This is a genomic window from Nostoc sp. TCL26-01, assembly GCF_013393945.1.
Taxonomy (GTDB): Bacteria; Cyanobacteriota; Cyanobacteriia; order Cyanobacteriales; family Nostocaceae; genus Trichormus.
This window is the reverse complement of the sequence record NZ_CP040297.1, coordinates 6,640,562-6,662,736: the sequence shown is the minus strand read 5'-3', so window position 1 is coordinate 6,662,736 and position 22,175 is coordinate 6,640,562. Positions and strand designations below refer to the sequence as shown.

The following is a 22,175-nucleotide window of genomic DNA, read 5'->3' as shown; positions in this document are numbered from 1 at the left end:
AGTTAATTACCAATATTTTTGTTTAAAAAGAGTTCATCAGCCAATAATGATTTTTGCCAACCTTCATTTCTTATATAGCTAGTATTAATAGTTTTTAAATGAGAACTTTTATCTAGAAACTCTAAAATCTCCTGAGTTGAAAATGCTGGATTTACTGGGTATAAAGCTTCATAGATGATAGAAACCAACTCAAAATCTAATGGTTCATCTACAGTCCAACGTAAATAAGATAAATCAACATTATTTTGATACTGACCAACATGAAAACGATGAGGCTGTGAATGAATAAAGGGTGTGACGTGTTCTCTTTGTGAAGGTAGATTTGCTTCTTTCCAAGCTTGCTCCAAACAGCTAAAACGAAATATCTCTACATCTAAACCATCAGGAAAAGTTGCTTTAACTGTGTTGCTAGTATAATCAAAATTCCCTGTCAAATGATGTATAATGATTTTATCTATCAACTCTGGATCGCACAAAGGACAGTCACCTGTCAGGCGAACAATATGCTCTGGGAAAATTGAGCTAGCAGTTTGATAGAAACGATCAAGAACATCATCTAATTTTCCTCTAAAACATTCAATACCTATTTGCTGACAGCATTGTTCTATCGGATCGTCCGTAATATCTAAACTTGTAGCAACCAGTAAACGATCAATCATTTTTGTTTGTTTAATGCGTTCAATTTGATGAACTAACATCGGGATACCCAGAATAGGTTTTAATACCTTACCTGGTAAACGTGAAGAAGTAACCCTAGCTTGAAGAATTGCAATAATCATTTACTATTCCAAAAATCTACTGCTCTCATTCCTAACAAAATCACATCCATATCTTGAGCATCAACTATTACTTGTCCTCTCAGTAAACCTTCTTGCTGATATCCACATTTGATGAAAGCTTTAGCGCTTGCCAAATTCATTGCATAACAACCAGCTTTTAGTTTATTAAGATTCAGTTTTTTAAAAGCAAATTCAGTGACTAAAGCAATTGCCTCAGCAGCATAACCTTGTCCCCAAAGCTCTTTCTTACCTATGAATAAACTCACATCAGCATTCCGATGATGACAATTAATTGGTCCAAGTTTGATGTTTCCTATATGTTCTTGATTATCATTTAAACAAATAGCAAAAAAAGGCTCATCTTCTTTAGCATCCATTATTTTGACATATTCTGAAATATTATCTAAAGACCTGTGAACAAACCTAGTTTCTAAGTAGCGATTAATTTCTGGATCATTTAACCATTGATAATATGTTTCGTTAACATCACTCTGTCTAACTTCCCGTAAAAAAACTCTTGCGCCTTGGATGAATCGATGAAAAGTTTTTTGGTTTTTCAATTTTTTATACTCTAATTATTTAAACGAATGGAAATACCAGCATTTTTAATTTGCGCTCTAGTTTGCATAGGATTTTCATCTTTAAAACAGAAATAAGTTCCAGCTGCAACTGCTGCGGCTTTACCAGTTAAAAACCCTTCTACAAAGTGTGTAGCTAATCCACAACCCCCAGAAGTAATTACAGGAATAGTTACACTATCAACAACTTGACGGGTAAGTTCTATGTCTAATCCGCAACGGCTACCATCACGCTCAATTGATGTTAAAAGAATTTCTCCTGCTCCTCTGTTTGCTGCTTCTACTGCCCATTCCAGAGGATGTAAATGTGTTTGAACTTTAGCACTTTTTTTAAAAACAATATATTTACCATCTTTTTTTCGATAGTCAATACTCACTACAACGCACTGAGAACCAAAAGTTTCAGCAGCCTGATTAATCAGATCAGGTGTTTCAATGGCAGATGTGTTTATGCTTACCTTATCTGCACCATTAGATAGGAGTTTGCGAAAATCTTCTAGAGAACGAATACCACCTCCAACACAAAATGGCATAAATATTTGTTCGGCAGCTTTTTTCACCACATCTAAAACAATGCTGCGATTGTGAGTAGAAGCATCCAAATCGAGAAAAATGAGTTCATCCGCCGCTTGAGCTTCATAAATTTTTGCTTGAGATACAGGATCGCCAATTTCAATAACTTCTCCAAATTCCTTAGTAGTAACTAAAACCATTTTGGCAGTAGAACCAAAACGGCTAGGTTTCATTTGTAGTTTAGGAATGAGACGACGCTTCAGCATTGCTTAGGGATTCCATTTCAAGAAGTTTTGTAAAACTTGTAAACCATAGTTTTGACTTTTTTCTGGATGAAATTGCGTAGCGAAAATATTGTTTTTACGAATTGCTACTGTAATCATTTCTCCATATTCACAAGTTGCATCGACATCAGTTTGGCGATCGCACCTCATATGATAAGAGTGAACGAAATAAAAATCTGGTGCGGACGGTAAACCTAAAAACAGGGGACTATCGTGACGATATTGCACATCATTCCAGCCAACTTGAGGCACACGTAAAGATGAATCTTCTGGCTGGAGTTTAACAACATCCGCATCTAGCCAACCTAATCCCTGATTTTCTCCACCTTCAAAACTGCGACGACTTATAGCCTGCATTCCCAGACAAATACCTAAAAATGGCTGACCTTTAATTAAAACCATTTCTTCTAATACTTCAATAAAACCCTTTTCTTTTAGGTTAAAAATACAATCTCGAAATGCTCCTACACCTGGTAAAACAATGCGTTTGACATCTCTAATTTCTGAGGCTTGCTGGCAAATTTTCACATCTGCACCAACCATTTCTAAGGCATTGTAAACAGACAAAAGATTACCCATGCCATAATCTACGATGCCGATCATAATCACCTCATCACTTGATAGTTTTATTGATTGTGCCGTTGCCAGCGTTCTAATTGAATTTCTGTTTGTTCACGTGACATTGCACCGTCTCTTGACCATTGCTCAAAATCAGGAACTTTGTCTCCCGGAGTTACTTTACTTGGTTCATGTTTATAAGGTGAAACTCCATGACTCATAGCAATTTCTAAAAATTCTGCCTCCGTTAAACCCGTATATTCCAAAAACAAATCTAGACTGGGAGGTCGCTTTCCTTCATACTCAGTAATTAGTTCCAAAGCTTCTTCAGTTTGCAAACGATTATTTCTGATATCCAGCGCCGCCAAGTGAGAAGGACGAGTATAACCACGCTTAATATATTTGATGTAATCACGTACACCTTGCATATAGCATTCGATTTTTTCATACTCGTATCCAGGTGGTACATTCTCCACGCGATCGCCTCTCCATCCTAGTTCATCTTGAATAATCTTATACTGGCGCTTCACATCCCAAGGTATATAAGAACCTAAACACACTGAACGATAATTAATTTTTCTCAGTTCTTTTAATGGTGGATATGTGAAAGGTTTGATATCTCTTTCATCAAAAGCACCTTGCAGACGCACCAGCATATCCTCTGCACTAATTCCTAAATTTACATAGCGATTAAAGCGTTTTTCATCTACTTCTTCTGGCTGATCATAACTATAGTAAGCAGTATATTCAGCAGAAGGTTCACCCCACATAATTAGAGGTGTTTGGTAACGAATTGCCACCCACATTGGATAAGAAAATATACCTGTATGACAATGCCAGCAAAAGTCTCCTTTTTCTAGAAAACTCTGTAGCATAAGTTTTTGTACAACCTTCCAGTTAGGGGTAAAAGTGTGGAAATCAACTCCTAGCTTGCGAAGACTGCGGGTTGTATTTTCGAGTAAGTTGGGACGCAAAAAACCATGATCAAATCTGACGACTAGCGGCTTAATTCCATATCTTTTGACAAGATAATAAAGTGTCCATGTACTATCTTTACCACCACTAAAAGGAACTATACAATCATAGTCATACTTGCCACGGTAAGTTTCTATCAGTTCATCTAATTCTTTTTGCTTACTATCCCAATCTATTTTGCCTTGTTTAACTTCATGTTGACGGCAAATATTACAAATTCCTTGTTGATCAAAAATGATAGTTTCGTGAGTTTCGGGAAGTAAACATCTAGCGCAACGTTTTAGCTGTGACATAATCAATTTGTTCTCGGTTTCACAGAGTATGAGGTTTTGAGCAATCTTGTAATTAAATCCTCCAATTTGTAGGATTTAGTATGTATGGGTCTGTAATTCCAAACGGATAAAAATCTTCTAGACTTAATAAAATACTCTTTTGTGCCGCATCAATAATTTCCTGTAAGTGTTGATAATTATTTAAGCCGACGATGACTATATCTATTTCTTGGAGATAATTAATGAAGGCGATCGCTGCTTGAAGAGGAGAAAGACCTTGTGAGATTATAAAATTATGCAAGTCTTTTATCTGTTCTTTAATACTATTAAAATAAGGTGGTATTTGCTCTGAATTCATCAGTAGTAAACCCTGAAGAAATATTGAACGAGCATGAATTTCTACACCTAGTTCCTTCAGTTTATATAAATGACCACTCCTTATCAAACGTTGGTCTAATATATTTATAGGTAATTGAATTAAATCAATTGTATATCTTTCTAAAATTTTATCTATATCTTCTCCTGTATATAAAGAAACTCCGATTTTTTCAATAAGCCCATATTTTTGAAAATCAAGCATCTTATCTATCAAAAAATGCCCATTTTCTACAAATACATCATTAACATTATGTATTAACAACCCATAGATTGATTCTTGGTTTAATGTACGGAGTGATTTGTAGAAACTATCCTCCAAAAATTGAGCATCATCATAGGTAATACAAGACTTAGAAAAGTGAGGTGTCTTAGTGATAATTTTAAATTTATGATTCAATGGAAGCATTTTTCCCAGGACTTCTTCACTAGTTCCATAAGCTAGTGCTGTATCTAAGACCTGAATGCCATTTTCAACAGCTAAATTTAAAATTTTTTCTACCTCTTCTTCGCGTATTTTTCCATCTTGATTGGAAATCCCATAATCTAATCCGAATTGTGCTGTACCTATACCTAGTTTCATGGTAATTAATCTTTAAATCTAAACTATTTTTTTAAGGAAAAAATTACCATTAACTCACTTTGTTTATCTTTTTGCATTGCAACTATATCGTGATTAAAGAAAACACTATCTACAGATTCTCCGAAGAAATTAAGTATGTCTGTCACTGATTGAGTACGTGAACCATCAATGGAATAACCATACATTTTTTGAATTTCTTCATCTGTTAGTGGGTTATACTCTATTCCTATCGCAATAATAGCTCCATTTCTAGCTACTCTAATGATTTCTTGAGCCGCATTTGCAGGTGCTTTACTATAGTTAAACACCCAGCCTACAATCACAGCATCCCATGAGTTATCTTCATATGGCATGGCGTGCATATCTCCTAAATCAACCCAAGGAGAGTATGATATGAGATCAAATCCTCTGATTTTTTCATGTTTAAAACCATAGCCAAGTAAGCAGAGTAAATCATCTTCGCTACGAGGGCCTATGACCAGTATGCTAGAGTTTGAGTTTAATAATTCTATGCTCGAAAAAGGTTTAATCAATCTATCAACTCTAGGAATACTAAAAGTCTGAAAATTTTCAAATGCACTCAGGTTATGAGTAATTGCATTCTTGCCTACGTCTGCTGTAGGGCTTTCAAGGACTGCAAGATTTTCCATAATGTCTACAAAGTAAATGCTGCGTCCTACATTTACTAGTAATCTGATTGGGTATATCCTTAATAATTGTTGGGTGAAACCCTCATCAAAAATTTGATTAAAATTTTCAATTATAGATAAGAAAAAAACTCTGTAGTGTTCAAAATAATTTGGCTCTTTTAAAAGAACAATTATCTGTTTAAAAATCAGTTTTAATAAGTGCATAGATACCTCTCAATAATTGAATGATTAATGTATTAATTAAAACCAAACGTTTAAATATATTTCAGGACTTGACATACTTTTAAACAAATCTGGAATATGTATACCTGAATCGATCGATATAGTTAATAAAATTCATACTCATATTATCTAAAATAACTGGACTATAAGAACCACCAAATAAACTATTGGAAAACTCCAGTTGTAGAACTAATCTCTCACCTGAAATTAATGGTTTACCTTTATGAAATCCTCGTGTATCAGCCGCAATTATTGTCCCGCATAAACCTGTGATTTCTACAATATCCTCTTGACGATAATATTGGTTAATTTCCACATCTGATATTCGTCCATCCCTGAGTAACTCTGGAGGTTTACTCTTGCGTGAACCTTTAACATAACAATGAGGGCCATTTTCTGGCGTGACTTCACTGAGGTAGATAAAAAATTTAATAAACTTAATTCTATCCATATCAAAGTGATAGAGTTGAGCCGCCGCAGAGTTAGCTTTTTTCTCAAAATTTGTACTCCACCACATTGCTACCAAATCTTGAATTGGTTTGCATCCGAGATATGCTTGAGCCACTGCCAAAATAGAAGTGTCTGTCAACAGATTTTGAATTTCAAGATTATTGATTAATTCCAACTCATCAAAATGATAAGTTGGTGCTAATAGATTGTGGCGATCGTAAAAAGTCTTGTTATGGGGAAATGGTGGATTATAGGGTAGACTTGCAGTTGTTAGCGCAAATTCTCTTAATCGATCACATATTTCTATTGGTAATTTTTCTTTGAATACATAAAACCCATCATTGTCTATTTGCTCAGTTATATAGTTAATCTCATTTTTATTTAATTCTCCTAATACACCTTGGATATCATCTAATTCATATGGAGGATTAAATTGATTAATAATCTCCGATACAATATCATTAAAGTAACCATCTGTTACACAGTATAGCCATCTAAAAGCCATGTGAGCATCACTAGGAGTAATCCTAGTTTCTGTCAAACTACTATAGCCATTCATGAAAATTTCAATTGCTTCGTTTAAGGCTATCTCATCACTGTAATTAGCTAGTTCAGAAGTAGATAACATTACAGCTAAAGTCATGGCATCTGGTTCGATAGGTTCTATTTTTTTTTCTAAAACTTTACTTGTTACCATATCACTCCTTCATTTAATTACATAATATTGTTTGTTTGAGTAAAGTAACTACTTGATCTTGGGCTGGCTCTGTTAAACCATAATAGATGGGAATGCTAATAGCTTCTTGATAGTATCTTTCAGCTTCTGGGAAGTTGCCAGCTTTAAACCCTAATTGTTGATAATAAGGCTGTGTATGAACAGGAATATAGTGCAAATTCACACCAATACCAGTCTGACGTAAACCTTCAAATACTTGGCGGTGAGTTTTATTTATTTTTTCTAGTTTGAGTCGAATTACATAAAGATGCCAACTAGATTCAGTATCTGGATGTTGCCAAGGTAATGTGATAGGTAAATCTTGTAGTAACTGGTGATATCTTTGAGCTAAAAAATTGCGGCGTTCTACAAACTCATCTAGTCGTTGCATTTGACTAGCCCCTAATGCCGCCTGAATATCAGTTATCCGATAATTAAAACCTAATTCTAGTTGTTGATAGTACCAAGAACCATGAGATTCTTCCTGCATTAAGTCTGAAGTACGAGTGATACCATGACTGCGTAATCTAATTAACTTTTGATATAGATCATCCTGATTTGTTAATAACATTCCACCCTCTCCAGTAGTAATAATCTTGACTGGGTGAAAGCTTAATACTGTTATATCCGAAAATTCACAGTTGCCAATAGATTTTCCTAAATATTTTCCGCCGATCGCATGGGAAGCATCTTCAATAACTTTGAAATCATACTGATGTGATAAAGCTGCAATTCGCTCCATTTCACAACACTGTCCCGCAAAATGTACAGGTACTAAAACTTTAGGTAAACATCCTTCCTGTTCCGCCCTCACTAATTTATGCTCTAATTCATCTATGCTCAGATTGTAAGTATTAGTATCAATATCGACAAAATCAACTTTTGCACCACAATAAAGCCCACAATTAGCTGAGGCGACAAAAGTATTGGGTGATGTCCAAAGAATATCTCCTATCCCTAAACCAGATGCTAAACAAGCTATATGTAGTGCGGCTGTGGCACTAGAAACTGCTACAGCATATTTCACTCCACAATATTCTGCAACTATTTTTTCAAACTTTTCTATAGCCGGCCCTTGAGTGATCCAATCTGAACGCAAAACTTCTATAACAGCGTCAATATCGGCTTGATTTATATCCTGTTTTCCATAGGGAATATATTGACTCATCGCTTCAGCATATCTAATAGTTGAAAACCTTTTAGCCATTCTGTATTTGTCTCAGAACTATACTCAAATCCCTCAGCAACTGGTATACCTACTTCGCTTGAAGCATTATAAGTGTAATCAATAGAATAGGAATATTCAATAGTTGGTTTAATTACATAATGATCAGCAAATTCTACTGCTAAATGAGAAGATTCCCTAGAAAACATTGCCTCATGTAGTTTTTCTCCGGGTCTCATTCCCACAATTCTTGTGGGAACTCCTGGGGCAAGTGTCTCTGCTAAATCTGTAATTTTCATGGAAGGAATTTTAGGAACAAATATTTCTCCTCCCTGCATTCTTTCAAAGCTATGAAATACTAAGTCTACCGCCTGTTGGAGTGTAATCCAAAAACGAGTCATGCGTGGGTCTGTAATCGGTATTTCTGTAGCTTTTTCTTGAATTAGTTTTTGAAAAAATGGGACAACTGATCCTCTAGAACCAACTACATTTCCGTAGCGTACTACAGCAAATCTGGTTTTCATCGTACCAACAATGTTATTGGCGGCAACAAATAATTTATCAGCAGCTAACTTAGTTGCGCCATAAAGATTAATCGGATTCACTGCTTTATCTGTAGAAAGGGCAATGACTTTTTCTACACCTTGCTCTAAAGCAACATCAATAACATTATTGGCTCCATGAATATTCGTTTTAATACATTCCATTGGGTTATATTCAGCAGCCGGAATTTGTTTAAGCGCAGCAGCATGAACTACATAATCGACATCTCGCAAGGCTAGATGTAAACGATCGCGATCACGCACATCTCCAATAAAGTAGCGCATGACTGGCGAATTAAATTCCTGTTCCATCTCGTACTGTTTTAGTTCGTCTCGTGAGTAAACTATTACTTTTCGTGGCTGATATCTATTGAGAATAGTTTTGACAAACTGCTTACCAAATGATCCTGTTCCGCCTGTAATTAAAATCGATTTATCGTCAAACATTGTTTTAACAAATCAAATGACGTGTACTAAAAAATATGCGAAAAGTTTTTGATACTTATTATGTATTTTTATTTGCCATCATTTTGCTTTTTTATTTGATTTAATACAATTTTATAATCTTGCCTGTCTGGGTGCAGCTTCACTAACTTTTCTAAAGGTGCAATAGCACCATTCATGTCTTTTAATTGCAACTTGACTAAAGATAGTTTTTCTAACGCCACTTGATTTTTTGGTTCTCGCTGTAATACCAGTTCATAACCTTGAGCTTGTTGTTGTAACAAAGATTTTTCAGATACAACGACTGATTGCGAGTGTTGGTTTTGGCTAGCCTGTTTTAGAGTTGTAGCTATGGAAAATAGACCAGAGCCAATAAACGAAACAACGGATACTATAGTTAATAAACGTTTTTTCCGTTCTATTTTTTTATTGCGAGCAACGAAATATTCTTCTCCTGAGCTAGCCATATTGCGATAATTAATGTGGTAAATACTTAGATGAAGTAAGCTTCTAGATTAAAGATTACCCATTAGCTCACAGAAACTAACATCTGAACTACAAATTTTTTATGCTTGGGTGAAAATTTGAATGAAGATGTATGAACCATGTTGTGTCGAAATGTTGATTAATTTGTAGTTATTGCTGTAGTCATGAGGAAAATAGAGATGAAGCTTGGACTACGCACTTACTGACTCAGCGATGAGACGTTGCTTACCTAAGAAGCATTAAAAGTCCAGCTTGTCTCCGTATATTTACTTGATGGGTGACTGTGGTCTGAGGAAATTGGGTGCAAGAAAATCTATGTCTGCTTTATCTCCGCAGAAAAATTAAACTTATATTAAGTTTTGCAATGATTTAATCTGGCTCTGGATGTTTGCGTTATTGTATATAACGGTTACAACTGTATGTTAAAAGTACTCTATTTGTTGTCAAAACGGATTTCTTTAGCCAATACTCTATGGGCTTTTTAAAAATTGCACAGATTTTAGTGGATGCCACAGGCAAAACCTTGTTAGCTGTTCTAGCTTTTGCTGTAACTGCCAAAATGGGGATAGCAAATGTTTTATTTGGCTGTCGCTGTAGTTTGCTTGGCGAAATTTAGGTATTGTGGTGTAATTACCGTACAAAGTCGGATTTTGTTGCCAGCTAGTAGAGTTTGTTATGGTATAGTGAAAAAGTTAAGACTAGCTTTGCCAATTACAACACTCTACGAATTAGTGACAATTGCAAGACGGAAAGCAGTTTTGATTAAGCATTTACCCAATAAAATTTTGAATTGAATCGAGGTTATGACTCAGCAAGTAATTCACCCAATGGTGAAATTGCAGCGTAACGTGCAATCACTCGTTGAATCGAATATTATCAAGCCAAGTGACAGCATTTGGAAGATAGCTTTACTTTACGGCAACGATTGGCAGCACTGGAAACAGGAGCTATTGGATTTTGGCTTCAATATGCAAGACCCGATTAGCGATTTGCTGGCGGTGGAAAATTGGGATGAGGGATAGATAGGGGCTGGGAGTTTTGATTATTCATCACTCCTCATGCACTATTTGCTTCATTTACAAGTCGCCAAGGCCGCAGCTAATTCTTGAGCAGATTGGTAGCGATCGCGTGGCAAAGGTTCGGTAACGCGGTCGATTACTTCTGTTAATTGAGGTGTCATTGTCGGCACTTTACTCACATCAAACCGGAAACCGCGCCCTTTTTGGCGATAAAACTTAAAAGGGTTTTCGCCTGTGAGGAGAAAAATTAGTGTAGGGCCGATCGCATACAAATCAGATTGAGTCAGAGGTTGTCCCCGTTCTTGTTCAGGAGCGCAATAACCTTCTGCACCTATGCGTGTACCTGGGGTTGTGCCGATTTCCTTCACCGCGCCAAAATCTAACACTGCTATCTGATTATTAGCTGTGCGTACCATCAGGTTCGCGGGTTTAATGTCGCGGTGGATGAGTGGTGGTTCTTGGCTGTGCAGGTAATCTAAAATATTGCAAGTTTGGATCATCCAGGCGATCGCTTGATTAGGTGTGACTGGCCCTGTGGTGTAAATACGTTTTTCTAAGTCTTGGCCATGAACCAATTCCATCGCCAAGTACTTTTTGCCACCTTCCACAAAAAAATCATAGTACTTGGGAATTCCTGGATGATTTAGGGATTTCAGAGTATAGGCTTCCCGTTCAAATAATTCTTGCGCTTTGGCAATTTTCGCCATATCGGCATTCATTTGCTTTAACACCAACAATTTGGGGTGTCCAGCAATTACTCCGGCTGCATCCCAAGCCAAATAAGTAGTACCCATACCACCTTGTCCGAGAGTCCGTAACACTTGGTAATGGCGGATTTTGTGTTGTACAGTCAGGGGCTGTCCGCAGTGAATACAGAACAAGTTCTGAGGAGAATTACCCTCATGGTTGCAAGTTGGAGATAAATTACCACCTTGGGGGTATGAGAATTCAGGGGAACTATTTTCTGTGAAATTCTCAATCTCAGGCGATGAACTGGCTTCAATTGCTGCTGTTGTTTCTTGGACTTGAAACTGTAATATCGGCCCTCCTTGTGCCAGTTGTAGCAAACAATTTTCTGGTAATTGACCCTGAATTACCAAAACCCCATTCAGGAAAGTCCCATTTGTCCCCTTACTAATCACTTGCCACAAAGCGACTTTATCGCCAGCATCAACCTGCCGAATTTCTAGATGATGGCGAGAAACTAAACTATCAGTCAACACAACATGATTATCCGCCGCACGACCGATGCGAATCACGGAAGAATTTTCAAAGCACCACTGTTTCAGAGGTGTTTTTTGTTGCGGTTCTAACAGGGTCAGGGTAACCACAATACCACCTAAATAAGGGTTGGAGACGAATCAATTCAAAATGCAAATTTCTTGGATTTTTGTGAGGACAAAGCAAAATAATCAATGTCCTGACTAATTACCAATTACCAATTACCAATTACTAATTACGAATTCCCCTCTAGATTTGGCCGAACTTTTGCCCGGACAAGTATAGCAGTAATGTTGTCATGACCGTTGTATTGGTTAGCTAAATCAATTAATTCTGTAACACCTTGCTCTAGGTTAGTACCGGAACTTAATAGGGGGAGTAGATGAGTTTGCCAGTTAGCTTCTAGTAAATCATTATCTGACAACCCATCGGAAGCCAAAATTAACAGACTATCCTCATTAATCTCAAAAAAATCCACATCAGGATTGATAGCTGTTTCGTCACGAGGCCCCAAAGCTTGAGTCAGTTGGTAAGCATCTGGGCGGGCATAAGCGATCGCTGCTTCCACACCTCTAGTAATCTCTCGTTGACCGACTTCATGATCTACTGTGACTTGTTCCAATCCCCATTTGCGAGTGACAGAATAAAGGCGACTATCTCCCACATGAGCCACGGCGGCTTGATTACCTTGAATCAGCAGCATTACCAAAGTAGTACCCATCCGTCCCACACCAGAACGGGCATCTTGTTGATTTTTCTCGTAAATTGCTGCATTTGCTAGATAAACAGCCTCTCGGATACTTTCTTCTGTTGGTAGTTGATTAGTAGTCCAGTTTTGTTGAAAATATAGCCGTAGAGTATTAACTGCTAACTCACTAGCTACCTCACCACCAGCGTGTCCACCCATCCCATCACAAAGAATATACAAACCACGAGCTTGCAAGTTGCGGTTTTTTGGTAATTCTATTTTTTCAATTTTAGTTTCAATACCAAAATAATCTTCATTGTGATGCCTTTGCCGACCGACATCAGTCCGACCAGCGTCTTCTAGACTACTCAACTGTACTGACAGCACAACTGTCGGCATATCATCAGCCTTGCCGTGAGTATCTTCTAACTCATCTACTTGCAGGATGGTTGGTGAGGTGGTGTTTTCTGCTTCCATTGGTTCCAAAGTGGGGATGATAGTGACTTCTAATTCTTGAGCGACTTCTGCTAAACGCGATCGCAATTGGGCGATCGCTTGAATTTTACCTTGCTCTAAATCTCCTAAAATCTGGATGACCGAACCAAACTGAGTTCTTTGGGATTGTCTAAATAACTCCTGCCAAACTTGTCCCAAAGCTTGAACAGTGGGAGGTGCTTGAGAAATAGATAAATTTTCTGCTTCCTCCTGTGCTGTTGTCTCGTCTACCTCTGGCGGAACATATTCCATCTCTAACTTACTGTTCAGAGGTTCCACATACAATCTTTGTAGGGCTATTGTCTGGTTTTCATCCAACCGCAAATTTGACAACTCCAACAAACTGTAGTGACAGTTAACTGGTTCTAGTAATGCCCATAATTGGGTCATCTGATAGCACCAGGATAAAATTTGTAACGAACTGGTTGTTTCTTTCTGCCATAAATCAAGTAGATACTGCCAATGAGAACGATCTTCAATCAACACCACTTGCAAATCACCATCTTGCCAAGCATCATGAATCTTGGGTATTTGTGGATGATTGGAGGATTTTAGAGTCATATAAGTCTGAGCCAAGCTAGGAATTCCGTTAGCTTCCAAGGCTGGCGTAGCTAACCCCTGTTGCTGATTGGCTAAGATTGCGGCAATTGGCGATATTTGATAAGGTTGGCAATCTAAAACTTTCACACCCACTTCCGCACTTTCAGCCGCTAGCGATTCCAATAACTGATAACGCTGTTCTTTGTCTAAATAAGAGCCTGCACTCAATAGACATGGAGAAAGTGCAGTACTATCTTCCTGCTCAATTATCTCTTTTACCTCTTCTTTCCCAGTCACCAGTCCCCATTGCCCCTTATCCCCAGAGGGGGCCCCAAGTTCCCCAATTCCTCTCTTGACAATTGCCCACCAAACTGTACCGCATTCCGCACCACAGTTATGACAATGCTGGGTATTCGCAGGTACTTCCGCACTGCATTCAGGACAAACCTTGTGGGACAAAGAAGCACCACAATTTTGACAAAATTTGTTAGTGTTGGGGTTTTCAAATTCGCACTGAGGGCAAATCAGCATAGTGGAAGTTCCTTCATTCCCGTTCCAAGGTGCTTCTAGCCACTGAGATCCAAAATGCCACAATTGACCGCCCCTGCCTACAGTAGACTTGCCAAAAATTGTGGTTTCATCAGTGAATTTTGGTGGCAGTATTAATTGTGACGCATATTAGGCAAAGATTGCAGATATCAGCAAGATAGTTTTGGGGATTGGTCAATAGTCAATAGTCAATAGTCAATAGTCAATAGTCATTGGTCATTGGTCAATAGTCAATAGTCAATAGTCAATAGTCATTAGTTATTGGTCATTGGTCATTGGTCACTATTTTACTAATCCCTCACTCCCTCACTCCCTCACTCCCTCACTCAGCACTCAGCACTCAGCACTCAGCACTCCCTCCGCACTTTTTATTTACCATTCAGCGCTAATTGGATGGTAAAACAGGTACGGTTTGACTCGCTTTCTACTTTTATTGTTCCTCCTAGTTGCTCGATGAGTTTTTGGACTAGTGCTAGACCTAAGCCTGTACCGCCTTGTTTCCAAGGATCGTTACTGGGAATGCGGTAGAATTTATCGAAAATCCGGGGTAATTCTAGCGTAGGAATTTCTACACCAGTATTAATTACTTGGAATAGGATATCTGGAGATTTGTGTTGGGCGGCGATGGTGATGACTGCGCCTGGAGGGCTGAATTTACAAGCGTTAGTGAGCAGTTCTATCAAGATACGTTCTAAACTGAACGGATTAGAGGTTAAGGGGGGGAGAGAGGGATCTAAGTTAATCTGTAATTGTTGCTGGCAAATATGAAAATTTCGGGTTTTAAATTGCTCTACTATGCGCCACAACCATTGCTGTAGATGAATTGTTTCCAAAACCCAAGGTTGAGCATTGGTGTCGAGACGTTGTAAATCGAGAAAATTATTAATCAGATTTATTTCTCGATCGCATTCATGATCTAATATTTCAAAATAACAAGCTGATTTTAGGCGATCGCCTGCTGGTTTTGTCATTTCTGACAAAAAGTTTTGTTCTCGATCCAGGGCGATTCCTAACATTTGAATCGCCATTTTCATATTAGTTAAAGGTGTACGTAGTTCATGGGAAACCGTACCCAAAAATTCGTCTTTTAGTTGAGTGAGGCTTTCTATTGCTGCTAACTGAGATTGTTTTGTTTCGGGGACTTGTTCCACTAATTTTGCTGGGGTAATGTCCTCACAAACCATCAAAATAGTTGTCTTTTTATCAGAATACTGCTCACTATCCAGGATTAATCTTAATATGACTTTTACGCATTTTGCCTGATGAGTAGGAGATTCTAAAACTAAGCCTCCACAGTGAAGAGCATTTTCTGATTTAGTTTGTAAAAGACTTATGAAAGCTTCAGAGAGTTTTTGCAGGTCTGGCTGAGAAAATAATTTAAAAATGGGCTGTTGGATTAATTGTTCTGGTGTGTACCCAAGACTATTAGCTCCAAACTGGTTGACAGACAAAATCAGTCCTGTTGTATCCAAATTGAAGTATACAGAGGGAAGATTTTCATACAACATCCTATACTGTCGGAGTTCCTCTTGGGTACGACGCAGCTTTTCTGCTGTCCCAAGTTCTATCTTGGAGGCAGTTTCCAATGCCAATTCTAGGCGTGTAGGATGCGTATGTGTTTGATGACAGTGCGATCGCTGATTTAGGCTCATAAGACTGTAACTTGTGCCTAAGTAAGGGCTGATAAGAAAAATTCCAAATTAAAGATAGTTGAAGTTAACGGTTTAAACGCTTGCGGATTCCTTTATGAGAAAGCGCATCATGGAGTAATTTGACTTCCGAAGGAGTAAGGTCACGCCATTGACCTAAAGATAGATCATTTAAACTTAAATTGCCTATACTCACCCTAATTAATCTTAAAGTGGGAAAACCTACAGCCGCCGTCATTCGCCGGACTTGGCGATTTTTCCCTTCAGTCAAAGTCATCTCCAACCAAGCAGTCGGAACATTTTTGCGAAATCTGATTGGCGGATGGCGATCGCCCACAGGTGGATTTTCAGGTAATAACCTGACTTTTGCTGGTCGCGTCCGATAATCTTGAATCTGCACCCCTGTTTGTAACTTGTTTATAGCATCTAGATCGGGAATGCGCTCTACTTGCACCCAATAAGTTCGCTCATGTCCAAAACGCGGGTTAGACAGATGATGTTGCAATTGTCCATTGTTTGTTAATAAAAGTAACCCTTCACTATCCCAATCCAAACGCCCCACCGGATAAACATCAGGCACATCAATATAATCTTTCAGGGTGATATGCTCTGGAGTCTCCTGAGTAAATTGACTCAAGACTCCATAGGGTTTATGAAAAATAATGTAGCGATCGTCAATAGTCATTGGTCATTGGTCAATAGTCAATAGTCAATAGTCAATAGTCAATAGTCATTGGTCATTGGTCATTGGTCATTAGTCGAAAGATTCTCTTGTTGTCCCTCACTCCCTCACTCCCCCACTCAGCACGGGCTAAACGCCCCGCTACCGCTAACAGCACTCAGCACTCAGCACTCATTACTCCCTTTCAACCTAAAATAAAAATAACCTCCAATGCTGCGCCAAAGTTCTATGACTATTGCTCAATCTTCTGAACTAGGCATTACCCATCTTCCCGACCATACTGAGTTACCAGAGTCAGACGGAACATTTGTGAAAAATTTTCAAGAACACCCTCAAAGTATCCTGCTGACAGACTCCGTTACGAGTGTTTTGCAACAATTACATCCTGATAATCAATACGCTATTGGTCAAGATTGCGGGATCTATTGGCGTTTAACCGAACCTCCTGAAAAAGGCGCTGAAGCACCTGATTGGTTTTATGTACCCAATGTACCACCAATGTTAAATGGTAAGTTTCGGCGTTCTTATGTCTTGTGGCAAGAGTATGTTGCACCGTTGATTGTCTTAGAATTTGTCTCTGGTGACGGTTCTGAGGAACGAGATAAAACACCCGTGACTGGTAAATTTTGGGTATATGAGCAAGCGATTCGCGTACCCTTTTACGGTATCTATGAAGTTAGTAAAGCTAGCGTGGAATTATATCACCTGGTAGATGGTCACTATGAACTAGTGCCAGCTAACGCACGAGGTCACTATGCTATTCCTGCAATGGGTGTGGAATTAGGCATCTGGCAAGGTCAGTATAAAAATATGCAAGCACCTTGGTTGCGCTGGTGGGATGCACAGGGAAATTTGTTATTGAATAGTGATGAGCAATGCCAAGTGCTAACTACGCAAACCCAAGTACTATCACAAGAGTTAGAGCAAGAACAGCAACGTGCTGAACGTTTAGCAGAAAAGTTGCGTCAATTGGGTGTTGACCCTGATCAATTGTAAGAAGCGATCGCTATAATTTTTTTGACGAAATTATCCCAATCTTATCAACATAATGAAATTTTTAATATATTTAAAATATAGGACTAGCTTAACATGAAAAATCAAGCTAATTATTACACTGATTTTCAATCATCTTAATTACCTTAAATGCTTTTTCATAATAATCTTTTATTGTTGCATACGTAATGCCAACATCTTGACCATGTGCGATATTATTTCTGTTAGCAACAATACTATCAATGGCATCTTTTAATTCGCCTTCAGTAGCTTTTCTAAGATTTGATTCCCATTCTGGGCTAAATGCTCCTGTTAATTGAAGTATTTTTTCCATTTTAGGGTTTTGTAGATCATCTAATTTACGTTCCACAAAGTTCGCTATATTTGGAATAGCCTTATTTTTTGCATATTGACTATATATTGCACGTATTGAATTTTCTATAAATCCTGATACTAATATACATAAATATCTTGCCCAATGGGCTTTAAGTTCAATATCATCCGGCAATTTATTGATTTTTTCAAATAAACTATCAAGTTTTTGCTTGGCTTTTATCACCTCAAGATTTTTCATTCTACTTCAGCAAACGTATTAGTCGCAATTCTTATTCTATTTTCAATATTCTTTTCTTCAGATGTACGAGCTGTATTCACTGTGACTGCAAGAAAATTCTGATTTTCTAGTAGGCTAGTGTATTTTGATTTTAAGTCTTCACAGTCATTAATATTACCCTTCTCTAATCGACGAGCAACACCTATCATAACTGCATCAAATACAGATGCGTTTAAAACTTTTTTAGGCTTAAAAGCCTTGTCGCCAATACATTGATAAATTTTGTTAATTGTTGTTTCAAATAAACTTCTAATTTGTTCACTAGAATAGCATTTTAAATGCCGATTTTTACCCATAAAGTTGTTGAGAAAATTCTTCATAGGTTTCTTGTATTCATTCTCTTTAAAATAAAGTGCAATAAAGCGGAGAATGAGTTCTTCATCTCTCAAGTTTTTATCATCTTTACCATATATAGACCGCCATGCAGAATTCTGGTTGAGTTCCTTTAATAAATCGTTAAATTCTCCATGATAGATGGAAGAGCGAATCTCTTGAGACTCTAATCTTGTGCCACCTGTATTGAGTCTTTGGAAAATATGATAAATGCTACTATCATCTTCCGATGGTTCGTCTTGGTTGACAATAGTTGCGTGTATAATCGAATCGTCTAATCGGCGACGATCTTCATGGGGAAGAGTGTTGTAGGTAAGACCCTCAAATTGCAGTTGTACATTTTTAAGAGTAAACTTTTTTTCGTTGCCATTATCTTGGAATAATCCTGTATAGAAAGATTGCAGCGTCCGCAATCTTTGTTGACCATCAATAACTAATAGCTTTTGTGTTTCTTTTTCTTTTGATAAAAAGATACCTGGAACTGGTAGCCCAAGTAAAAGTGATTCAATGAAACGTGAAGCCTGCTCCAATTTCCATACATAACGACGCTGAAGTGAGGGAATGTATATACTGCCGTTTTCTAAACGTTTTACAAGACTATCTACAGGGTAGTCTGCTCCATAGCTAGTAATTGAATATTTAAATGGAATGATCTCATTTTCCTCATTCTCCCAATTCTCTGGATTTTGAGTTGAAGTTTCTTCATCCATAAAATCTGATAAAGACTCTGCTTTACTATTTGGTTCAATAGTATTCATCCTTCAGCGTCGCCTCTTGACATTTCATTACAAACTAATTATAGCGATCGCCCCCACGACACTTCAGGAATTGTTAACACCCTTGCCTCCAATCATAAGCAAAGTGATACACTACATCCATGCTAGGGGTGCTTGCACCAACAGGCTGAGATCACACCCTTAACACCTGAGTCTGGGTAATACCAGCGAAGGGAAGCTGTTTATCGAGGAATTTCATATGCGGACAGAATGGATTGCCAAGCGGCGTGGGCAAAGTAATGTTACTCAAATGCACTACGCACGCCAGGGTGTCATCACCGAAGAAATGTACTACGTTGCTCAACGGGAAAATCTGCCTCCAGACCTGATTCGGGAAGAGGTAGCACGGGGGAGAATGATTATCCCTGCGAATATAAATCACACCAACTTAGAGCCGATGGCGATCGGTATTGCCTCTAAATGTAAGGTAAATGCTAACATTGGTGCTTCTCCCAACTCCTCTAACTTGCAGGAAGAAGTTGATAAATTAAATCTCGCAGTCAAGTACGGTGCTGATACCGTCATGGATTTGTCCACAGGTGGCGGGAACTTAGACGAAATTCGTACCGCCATCATCAACGCCTCACCCGTTCCTATCGGTACAGTGCCAGTTTACCAAGCATTAGAAAGCGTCCACGGCACAATTGAAAACCTGACACCAGAAGACTTTCTTCACATCATCGAAAAACACGCCCAGCAAGGTGTAGACTATCAAACCATCCACGCCGGGATTTTAATTGAACATTTACCCTTAGTCAGAAGCCGCATCACTGGCATTGTTTCCCGTGGTGGTGGGATTTTAGCTCGGTGGATGCTGCATCACCACAAACAAAACCCACTTTACACCCACTTCAGCGACATTATTGAAATTTTTAAGAGATATGATGTCTCCTTTAGTTTAGGTGATTCTCTCCGCCCTGGTTGTACACATGATGCGTCTGATGAAGCTCAGTTAGCCGAACTGAAAACACTGGGACAACTCACCCGCAAAGCTTGGGAACATGATGTACAGGTGATGGTAGAAGGGCCTGGACACGTGCCAATGGATCAAATCGAGTTTAACGTCAAAAAGCAGATGGAAGAGTGTTCGGAAGCTCCCTTCTATGTGCTGGGGCCATTGGTGACAGACATTGCTCCTGGTTATGACCATATCACCTCAGCGATCGGTGCAGCGATGGCTGGTTGGTACGGTACAGCGATGTTATGCTATGTCACACCAAAAGAACACTTGGGATTACCTAATGCTGAAGATGTCCGCAATGGGTTGATTGCCTACAAAATAGCAGCTCATGCGGCTGACATTGCCAGACATCGCCCCGGTGCAAGAGACAGAGATGATGAACTATCTCATGCTCGTTACAACTTCGACTGGAATCGTCAGTTTGAATTATCCCTAGATCCAGAAAGAGCTAAGGAATATCATGATGAAACTTTACCAGCAGACATTTATAAAACTGCTGAGTTCTGTTCGATGTGCGGGCCGAAATTCTGCCCGATGCAAACTAAGGTTGATGCTGATGCGCTGACGGAACTAGAAAAGTTCTTGGCGAAAGAACCTGTCAGAGGCTAGGGGCTAGAGGGTGTTGAGATCCCCAACTTCTTCAAGAAGTCGGGGATCTCGCAATCCATCAAAACAACTCTTAGAATCCCATTGCTTGAGCAACAGATCCTAAGTCGGCGGCAATGCCTTGTTTAAATTGACTGTGACTGTGTTTAATGGCTGTATCTGGGTCTTTTAAGCCGTTGCCAGTGAGGACACAGACGACTGTTGCACCTGTGGGTACTTGGTCTTTGACTTGCAGTAATCCCGCGACAGATGCGGCGCTAGCTGGTTCGCAGAAGATACCTTCAGATGATGCCAAAAGTCGGTAAGCATCGAGAATTTCTGCATCGGTGACGGCGTTGAAGTTGCCCTGACTGGCGGATTGGGCAGCGATCGCTTTATCCCAACTGGCTGGATTACCGATGCGGATGGCGGTAGCAATTGTTTCTGGATGGGCTACTGGCTGACCATGCACCAAGGGGGCTGCACCTGCTGCTTGGAATCCCATCATTTTGGGTAGGCGATCGCATTTTCCATCTTGGTGATATTGACAAAAGCCCATCCAATATGCTGAGATATTCCCTGCATTACCGACAGGAATACACAGCCAGTCTGGAGCATTACCCAGAGCATCGACAATTTCAAAAGCTCCTGTTTTTTGTCCTTCCAAACGGTAGGGATTAACTGAATTCACCAAAGTGATGGGATAGCTTTCTGCCATCTCCCTGACAATCTCTAAAGCCCGGTCAAAATTGCCTTTAATTGCTAATACCTCTGCCCCGTAAAGCAAAGCTTGCGCTAATTTACCTAACGCCACATAACCATCAGGAATCAAGACAAAGGCATTCATCCCCCCACGTCGGGCATAGGCTGCGGCTGCGGCTGAGGTGTTACCGGTGCTGGCACAAATCACCGCTTTGGCTCCAGCTTCCTTAGCTTTGGAAATTGCCATTGTCATCCCCCGGTCTTTGAAACTGCCAGTGGGGTTAAGACCGTCGTATTTGACAAAGACATTGACTTGTCTACCAATGCGTTCTGCGATCGCCGGCACCGGTATCAAGGGTGTGTTACCCTCTAGCAACGTCACAACCGGTGTTTTGTCACTCACAGGTAAGTACTCACGATAGGCTTCTATGAGTCCAGGCCAGGGTTGGCGATGAGATTTAGCAATAGACAAGCTCAAAGTCACGGGATTTAAAAGTTTTTCGCTAAGGATTTTGATAACTAGAAAAGTTTTCTATAAATGCCAGTCTATCTCAAAATTTGACTGGAATAAAGAGGCTAGGGGCTAGCCTCTCTAGTTGCTTCAAAGTTTGTACTTTCCCAAGAATTAAGTATGATTTGCTTTAGTTAAATACTATCCGTGAAATTTCTTAATAATCTTTATACAAAAAATAAATAATGGGTGTTACTCCTCAGTGCGAAAATGCTATACTGTGCTAAGTAGATGCACCCTGATGATCTGGAGAGCTGCCCAAGTGGC

General features: G+C 39.0%; 22 protein-coding genes and 1 riboswitch. Of the genes, 4 read left to right on the top strand and 18 right to left on the bottom strand.

From position 1 onward, the window contains the following. Positions 1-2: 2 nt before the first annotated feature. The 11 genes from FD725_RS28775 to FD725_RS28725 all read right to left on the bottom strand — a co-directional run bounded on the left by FD725_RS28775 (position 3) and on the right by FD725_RS28725 (position 9,572). A complete protein-coding gene (locus FD725_RS28775) occupies positions 3-779 on the bottom strand; it encodes a cytidylyltransferase domain-containing protein (protein WP_179051280.1) in 777 nt (258 codons plus the stop codon). Further along, positions 776-1,339, bottom strand: coding sequence for a GNAT family N-acetyltransferase (locus tag FD725_RS28770; protein WP_179051279.1), 564 nt, complete (start codon positions 1,337-1,339; stop codon positions 776-778). Before FD725_RS28770 ends, FD725_RS28775 begins: the two co-directional genes overlap by 4 nt. An 11-nt stretch (positions 1,340-1,350) precedes the next feature. Then, a complete protein-coding gene (gene hisF / locus FD725_RS28765; protein WP_179051278.1) occupies positions 1,351-2,136 on the bottom strand; it encodes an imidazole glycerol phosphate synthase subunit HisF in 786 nt (261 codons plus the stop codon). Positions 2,137-2,139: 3 nt separating this feature from the next. Next, positions 2,140-2,757: an imidazole glycerol phosphate synthase subunit HisH gene (gene hisH, locus FD725_RS28760; protein WP_179051277.1), complete on the bottom strand. Its 618-nt coding sequence runs from the start codon at positions 2,755-2,757 to the stop codon at positions 2,140-2,142. A gap of 23 nt (positions 2,758-2,780) precedes the next feature. Continuing rightward, the gene (locus FD725_RS28755; protein WP_179051276.1) at positions 2,781-3,980 is read right to left on the bottom strand and encodes an N-acetyl sugar amidotransferase; all 1,200 of its coding nucleotides are present in this window, start codon (positions 3,978-3,980) and stop codon (positions 2,781-2,783) included. 52 nt (positions 3,981-4,032) lie between these two features. Next, entirely contained in the window at positions 4,033-4,917 is an 885-nt protein-coding gene (locus FD725_RS28750; protein ID WP_179051275.1) for an aldo/keto reductase, read from the bottom strand. Between the two features lie 23 nt (positions 4,918-4,940). Next, positions 4,941-5,771, bottom strand: a complete 831-nt coding sequence (locus FD725_RS28745; protein ID WP_179051274.1) for a class I SAM-dependent methyltransferase — start codon at positions 5,769-5,771, stop codon at positions 4,941-4,943. Between the two features lie 79 nt (positions 5,772-5,850). Continuing rightward, positions 5,851-6,936, bottom strand: a complete 1,086-nt coding sequence (locus FD725_RS28740) for a phytanoyl-CoA dioxygenase family protein (protein ID WP_179051273.1) — start codon at positions 6,934-6,936, stop codon at positions 5,851-5,853. A gap of 13 nt (positions 6,937-6,949) precedes the next feature. Further along, positions 6,950-8,161, bottom strand: a complete 1,212-nt coding sequence (gene pseC / locus FD725_RS28735) for a UDP-4-amino-4,6-dideoxy-N-acetyl-beta-L-altrosamine transaminase (RefSeq protein WP_256871806.1) — start codon at positions 8,159-8,161, stop codon at positions 6,950-6,952. Next, positions 8,119-9,108, bottom strand: a complete 990-nt coding sequence (gene pseB, locus FD725_RS28730) for a UDP-N-acetylglucosamine 4,6-dehydratase (inverting) (protein WP_179051272.1) — start codon at positions 9,106-9,108, stop codon at positions 8,119-8,121. The genes pseC and pseB overlap by 43 nt, the downstream gene beginning before the upstream one ends. Positions 9,109-9,176: 68 nt before the next feature. Then, entirely contained in the window at positions 9,177-9,572 is a 396-nt protein-coding gene (locus FD725_RS28725) for a tetratricopeptide repeat protein (RefSeq protein WP_179051271.1), read from the bottom strand. Positions 9,573-10,063: 491 nt separating this feature from the next. Between FD725_RS28725 and FD725_RS28720 the strand changes: the two genes are divergently transcribed. Both FD725_RS28720 and FD725_RS28715 read left to right on the top strand, forming a co-directional pair. Beyond that, entirely contained in the window at positions 10,064-10,207 is a 144-nt protein-coding gene (locus tag FD725_RS28720) for a hypothetical protein (RefSeq protein WP_179051270.1), read from the top strand. 187 nt (positions 10,208-10,394) lie between these two features. After that, complete coding sequence (locus FD725_RS28715; protein WP_179051269.1) at positions 10,395-10,613, top strand: DUF4327 family protein; 219 nt, start codon at positions 10,395-10,397, stop codon at positions 10,611-10,613. A 50-nt stretch (positions 10,614-10,663) separates the two neighbouring features. On the opposite strand, the gene FD725_RS28710 is transcribed toward FD725_RS28715, so the two are convergent. The 4 genes from FD725_RS28710 to FD725_RS28695 all read right to left on the bottom strand — a co-directional run bounded on the left by FD725_RS28710 (position 10,664) and on the right by FD725_RS28695 (position 16,437). Beyond that, positions 10,664-11,941 (bottom strand): FHA domain-containing serine/threonine-protein kinase, encoded by a 1,278-nt coding sequence (locus FD725_RS28710; protein ID WP_179051268.1) that lies wholly within the window; start codon positions 11,939-11,941, stop codon positions 10,664-10,666. A 125-nt stretch (positions 11,942-12,066) separates the two neighbouring features. Then, positions 12,067-14,085 carry a serine/threonine phosphatase gene (locus tag FD725_RS28705; RefSeq protein ID WP_179051267.1) on the bottom strand — a complete coding sequence of 673 codons (2,019 nt, stop codon included), beginning with the start codon at positions 14,083-14,085 and terminating at the stop codon, positions 12,067-12,069. 386 nt (positions 14,086-14,471) lie between these two features. After that, the gene (locus tag FD725_RS28700; RefSeq protein ID WP_179051266.1) at positions 14,472-15,755 is read right to left on the bottom strand and encodes an ATP-binding protein; all 1,284 of its coding nucleotides are present in this window, start codon (positions 15,753-15,755) and stop codon (positions 14,472-14,474) included. Between the two features lie 64 nt (positions 15,756-15,819). Further along, positions 15,820-16,437, bottom strand: coding sequence for an rRNA large subunit pseudouridine synthase E (locus FD725_RS28695; protein WP_179051265.1), 618 nt, complete (start codon positions 16,435-16,437; stop codon positions 15,820-15,822). Positions 16,438-16,662: 225 nt separating this feature from the next. On the opposite strand from FD725_RS28695, the gene FD725_RS28690 reads away from it, so the two are divergent. After that, the gene (locus FD725_RS28690; protein ID WP_179051745.1) at positions 16,663-17,430 is read left to right on the top strand and encodes a Uma2 family endonuclease; all 768 of its coding nucleotides are present in this window, start codon (positions 16,663-16,665) and stop codon (positions 17,428-17,430) included. A gap of 106 nt (positions 17,431-17,536) precedes the next feature. On the opposite strand, the gene FD725_RS28685 is transcribed toward FD725_RS28690, so the two are convergent. Both FD725_RS28685 and FD725_RS28680 read right to left on the bottom strand, forming a co-directional pair. Beyond that, complete coding sequence (locus tag FD725_RS28685; protein ID WP_179051264.1) at positions 17,537-18,001, bottom strand: HEPN domain-containing protein; 465 nt, start codon at positions 17,999-18,001, stop codon at positions 17,537-17,539. Beyond that, positions 17,998-19,131 carry a DUF262 domain-containing protein gene (locus tag FD725_RS28680; RefSeq protein WP_179051263.1) on the bottom strand — a complete coding sequence of 378 codons (1,134 nt, stop codon included), beginning with the start codon at positions 19,129-19,131 and terminating at the stop codon, positions 17,998-18,000. Before FD725_RS28680 ends, FD725_RS28685 begins: the two co-directional genes overlap by 4 nt. A 114-nt stretch (positions 19,132-19,245) precedes the next feature. Further along, positions 19,246-19,342, top strand: a riboswitch (TPP riboswitch). Positions 19,343-19,348: 6 nt separating this feature from the next. On the opposite strand from FD725_RS28680, the gene thiC reads away from it, so the two are divergent. Next, positions 19,349-20,719, top strand: a complete 1,371-nt coding sequence (gene thiC, locus FD725_RS28675) for a phosphomethylpyrimidine synthase (RefSeq protein WP_179051262.1) — start codon at positions 19,349-19,351, stop codon at positions 20,717-20,719. A gap of 70 nt (positions 20,720-20,789) precedes the next feature. Here the strand turns inward: thiC and thrC are convergent, their stop codons facing one another. After that, positions 20,790-21,881 carry a threonine synthase gene (gene thrC / locus FD725_RS28670; RefSeq protein WP_179051261.1) on the bottom strand — a complete coding sequence of 364 codons (1,092 nt, stop codon included), beginning with the start codon at positions 21,879-21,881 and terminating at the stop codon, positions 20,790-20,792. Between the last annotated feature and the right edge of the window lie 294 nt (positions 21,882-22,175).

Coding starts and splice junctions, on each gene's coding strand:
- FD725_RS28775 (WP_179051280.1), bottom strand. CDS start 779: ATGATTATTGCAATTCTTCAAGCTAGGGTTACTTCTTCACGTTTACCA.
- hisF (WP_179051278.1), bottom strand. CDS start 2,136: ATGCTGAAGCGTCGTCTCATTCCTAAACTACAAATGAAACCTAGCCGT.
- hisH (WP_179051277.1), bottom strand. CDS start 2,757: ATGATCGGCATCGTAGATTATGGCATGGGTAATCTTTTGTCTGTTTAC.
- FD725_RS28755 (WP_179051276.1), bottom strand. CDS start 3,980: ATGTCACAGCTAAAACGTTGCGCTAGATGTTTACTTCCCGAAACTCAC.
- FD725_RS28750 (WP_179051275.1), bottom strand. CDS start 4,917: ATGAAACTAGGTATAGGTACAGCACAATTCGGATTAGATTATGGGATT.
- FD725_RS28745 (WP_179051274.1), bottom strand. CDS start 5,771: ATGCACTTATTAAAACTGATTTTTAAACAGATAATTGTTCTTTTAAAA.
- FD725_RS28740 (WP_179051273.1), bottom strand. CDS start 6,936: ATGGTAACAAGTAAAGTTTTAGAAAAAAAAATAGAACCTATCGAACCA.
- pseC (WP_256871806.1), bottom strand. CDS start 8,161: ATGGCTAAAAGGTTTTCAACTATTAGATATGCTGAAGCGATGAGTCAA.
- pseB (WP_179051272.1), bottom strand. CDS start 9,108: ATGTTTGACGATAAATCGATTTTAATTACAGGCGGAACAGGATCATTT.
- FD725_RS28725 (WP_179051271.1), bottom strand. CDS start 9,572: ATGGCTAGCTCAGGAGAAGAATATTTCGTTGCTCGCAATAAAAAAATA.
- FD725_RS28720 (WP_179051270.1), top strand. CDS start 10,064: ATGGGCTTTTTAAAAATTGCACAGATTTTAGTGGATGCCACAGGCAAA.
- FD725_RS28715 (WP_179051269.1), top strand. CDS start 10,395: ATGACTCAGCAAGTAATTCACCCAATGGTGAAATTGCAGCGTAACGTG.
- FD725_RS28705 (WP_179051267.1), bottom strand. CDS start 14,085: ATGCTGATTTGCCCTCAGTGCGAATTTGAAAACCCCAACACTAACAAA.
- FD725_RS28700 (WP_179051266.1), bottom strand. CDS start 15,755: ATGAGCCTAAATCAGCGATCGCACTGTCATCAAACACATACGCATCCT.
- FD725_RS28695 (WP_179051265.1), bottom strand. CDS start 16,437: ATGACTATTGACGATCGCTACATTATTTTTCATAAACCCTATGGAGTC.
- FD725_RS28690 (WP_179051745.1), top strand. CDS start 16,663: ATGACTATTGCTCAATCTTCTGAACTAGGCATTACCCATCTTCCCGAC.
- FD725_RS28685 (WP_179051264.1), bottom strand. CDS start 18,001: ATGAAAAATCTTGAGGTGATAAAAGCCAAGCAAAAACTTGATAGTTTA.
- FD725_RS28680 (WP_179051263.1), bottom strand. CDS start 19,131: ATGAATACTATTGAACCAAATAGTAAAGCAGAGTCTTTATCAGATTTT.
- thiC (WP_179051262.1), top strand. CDS start 19,349: ATGCGGACAGAATGGATTGCCAAGCGGCGTGGGCAAAGTAATGTTACT.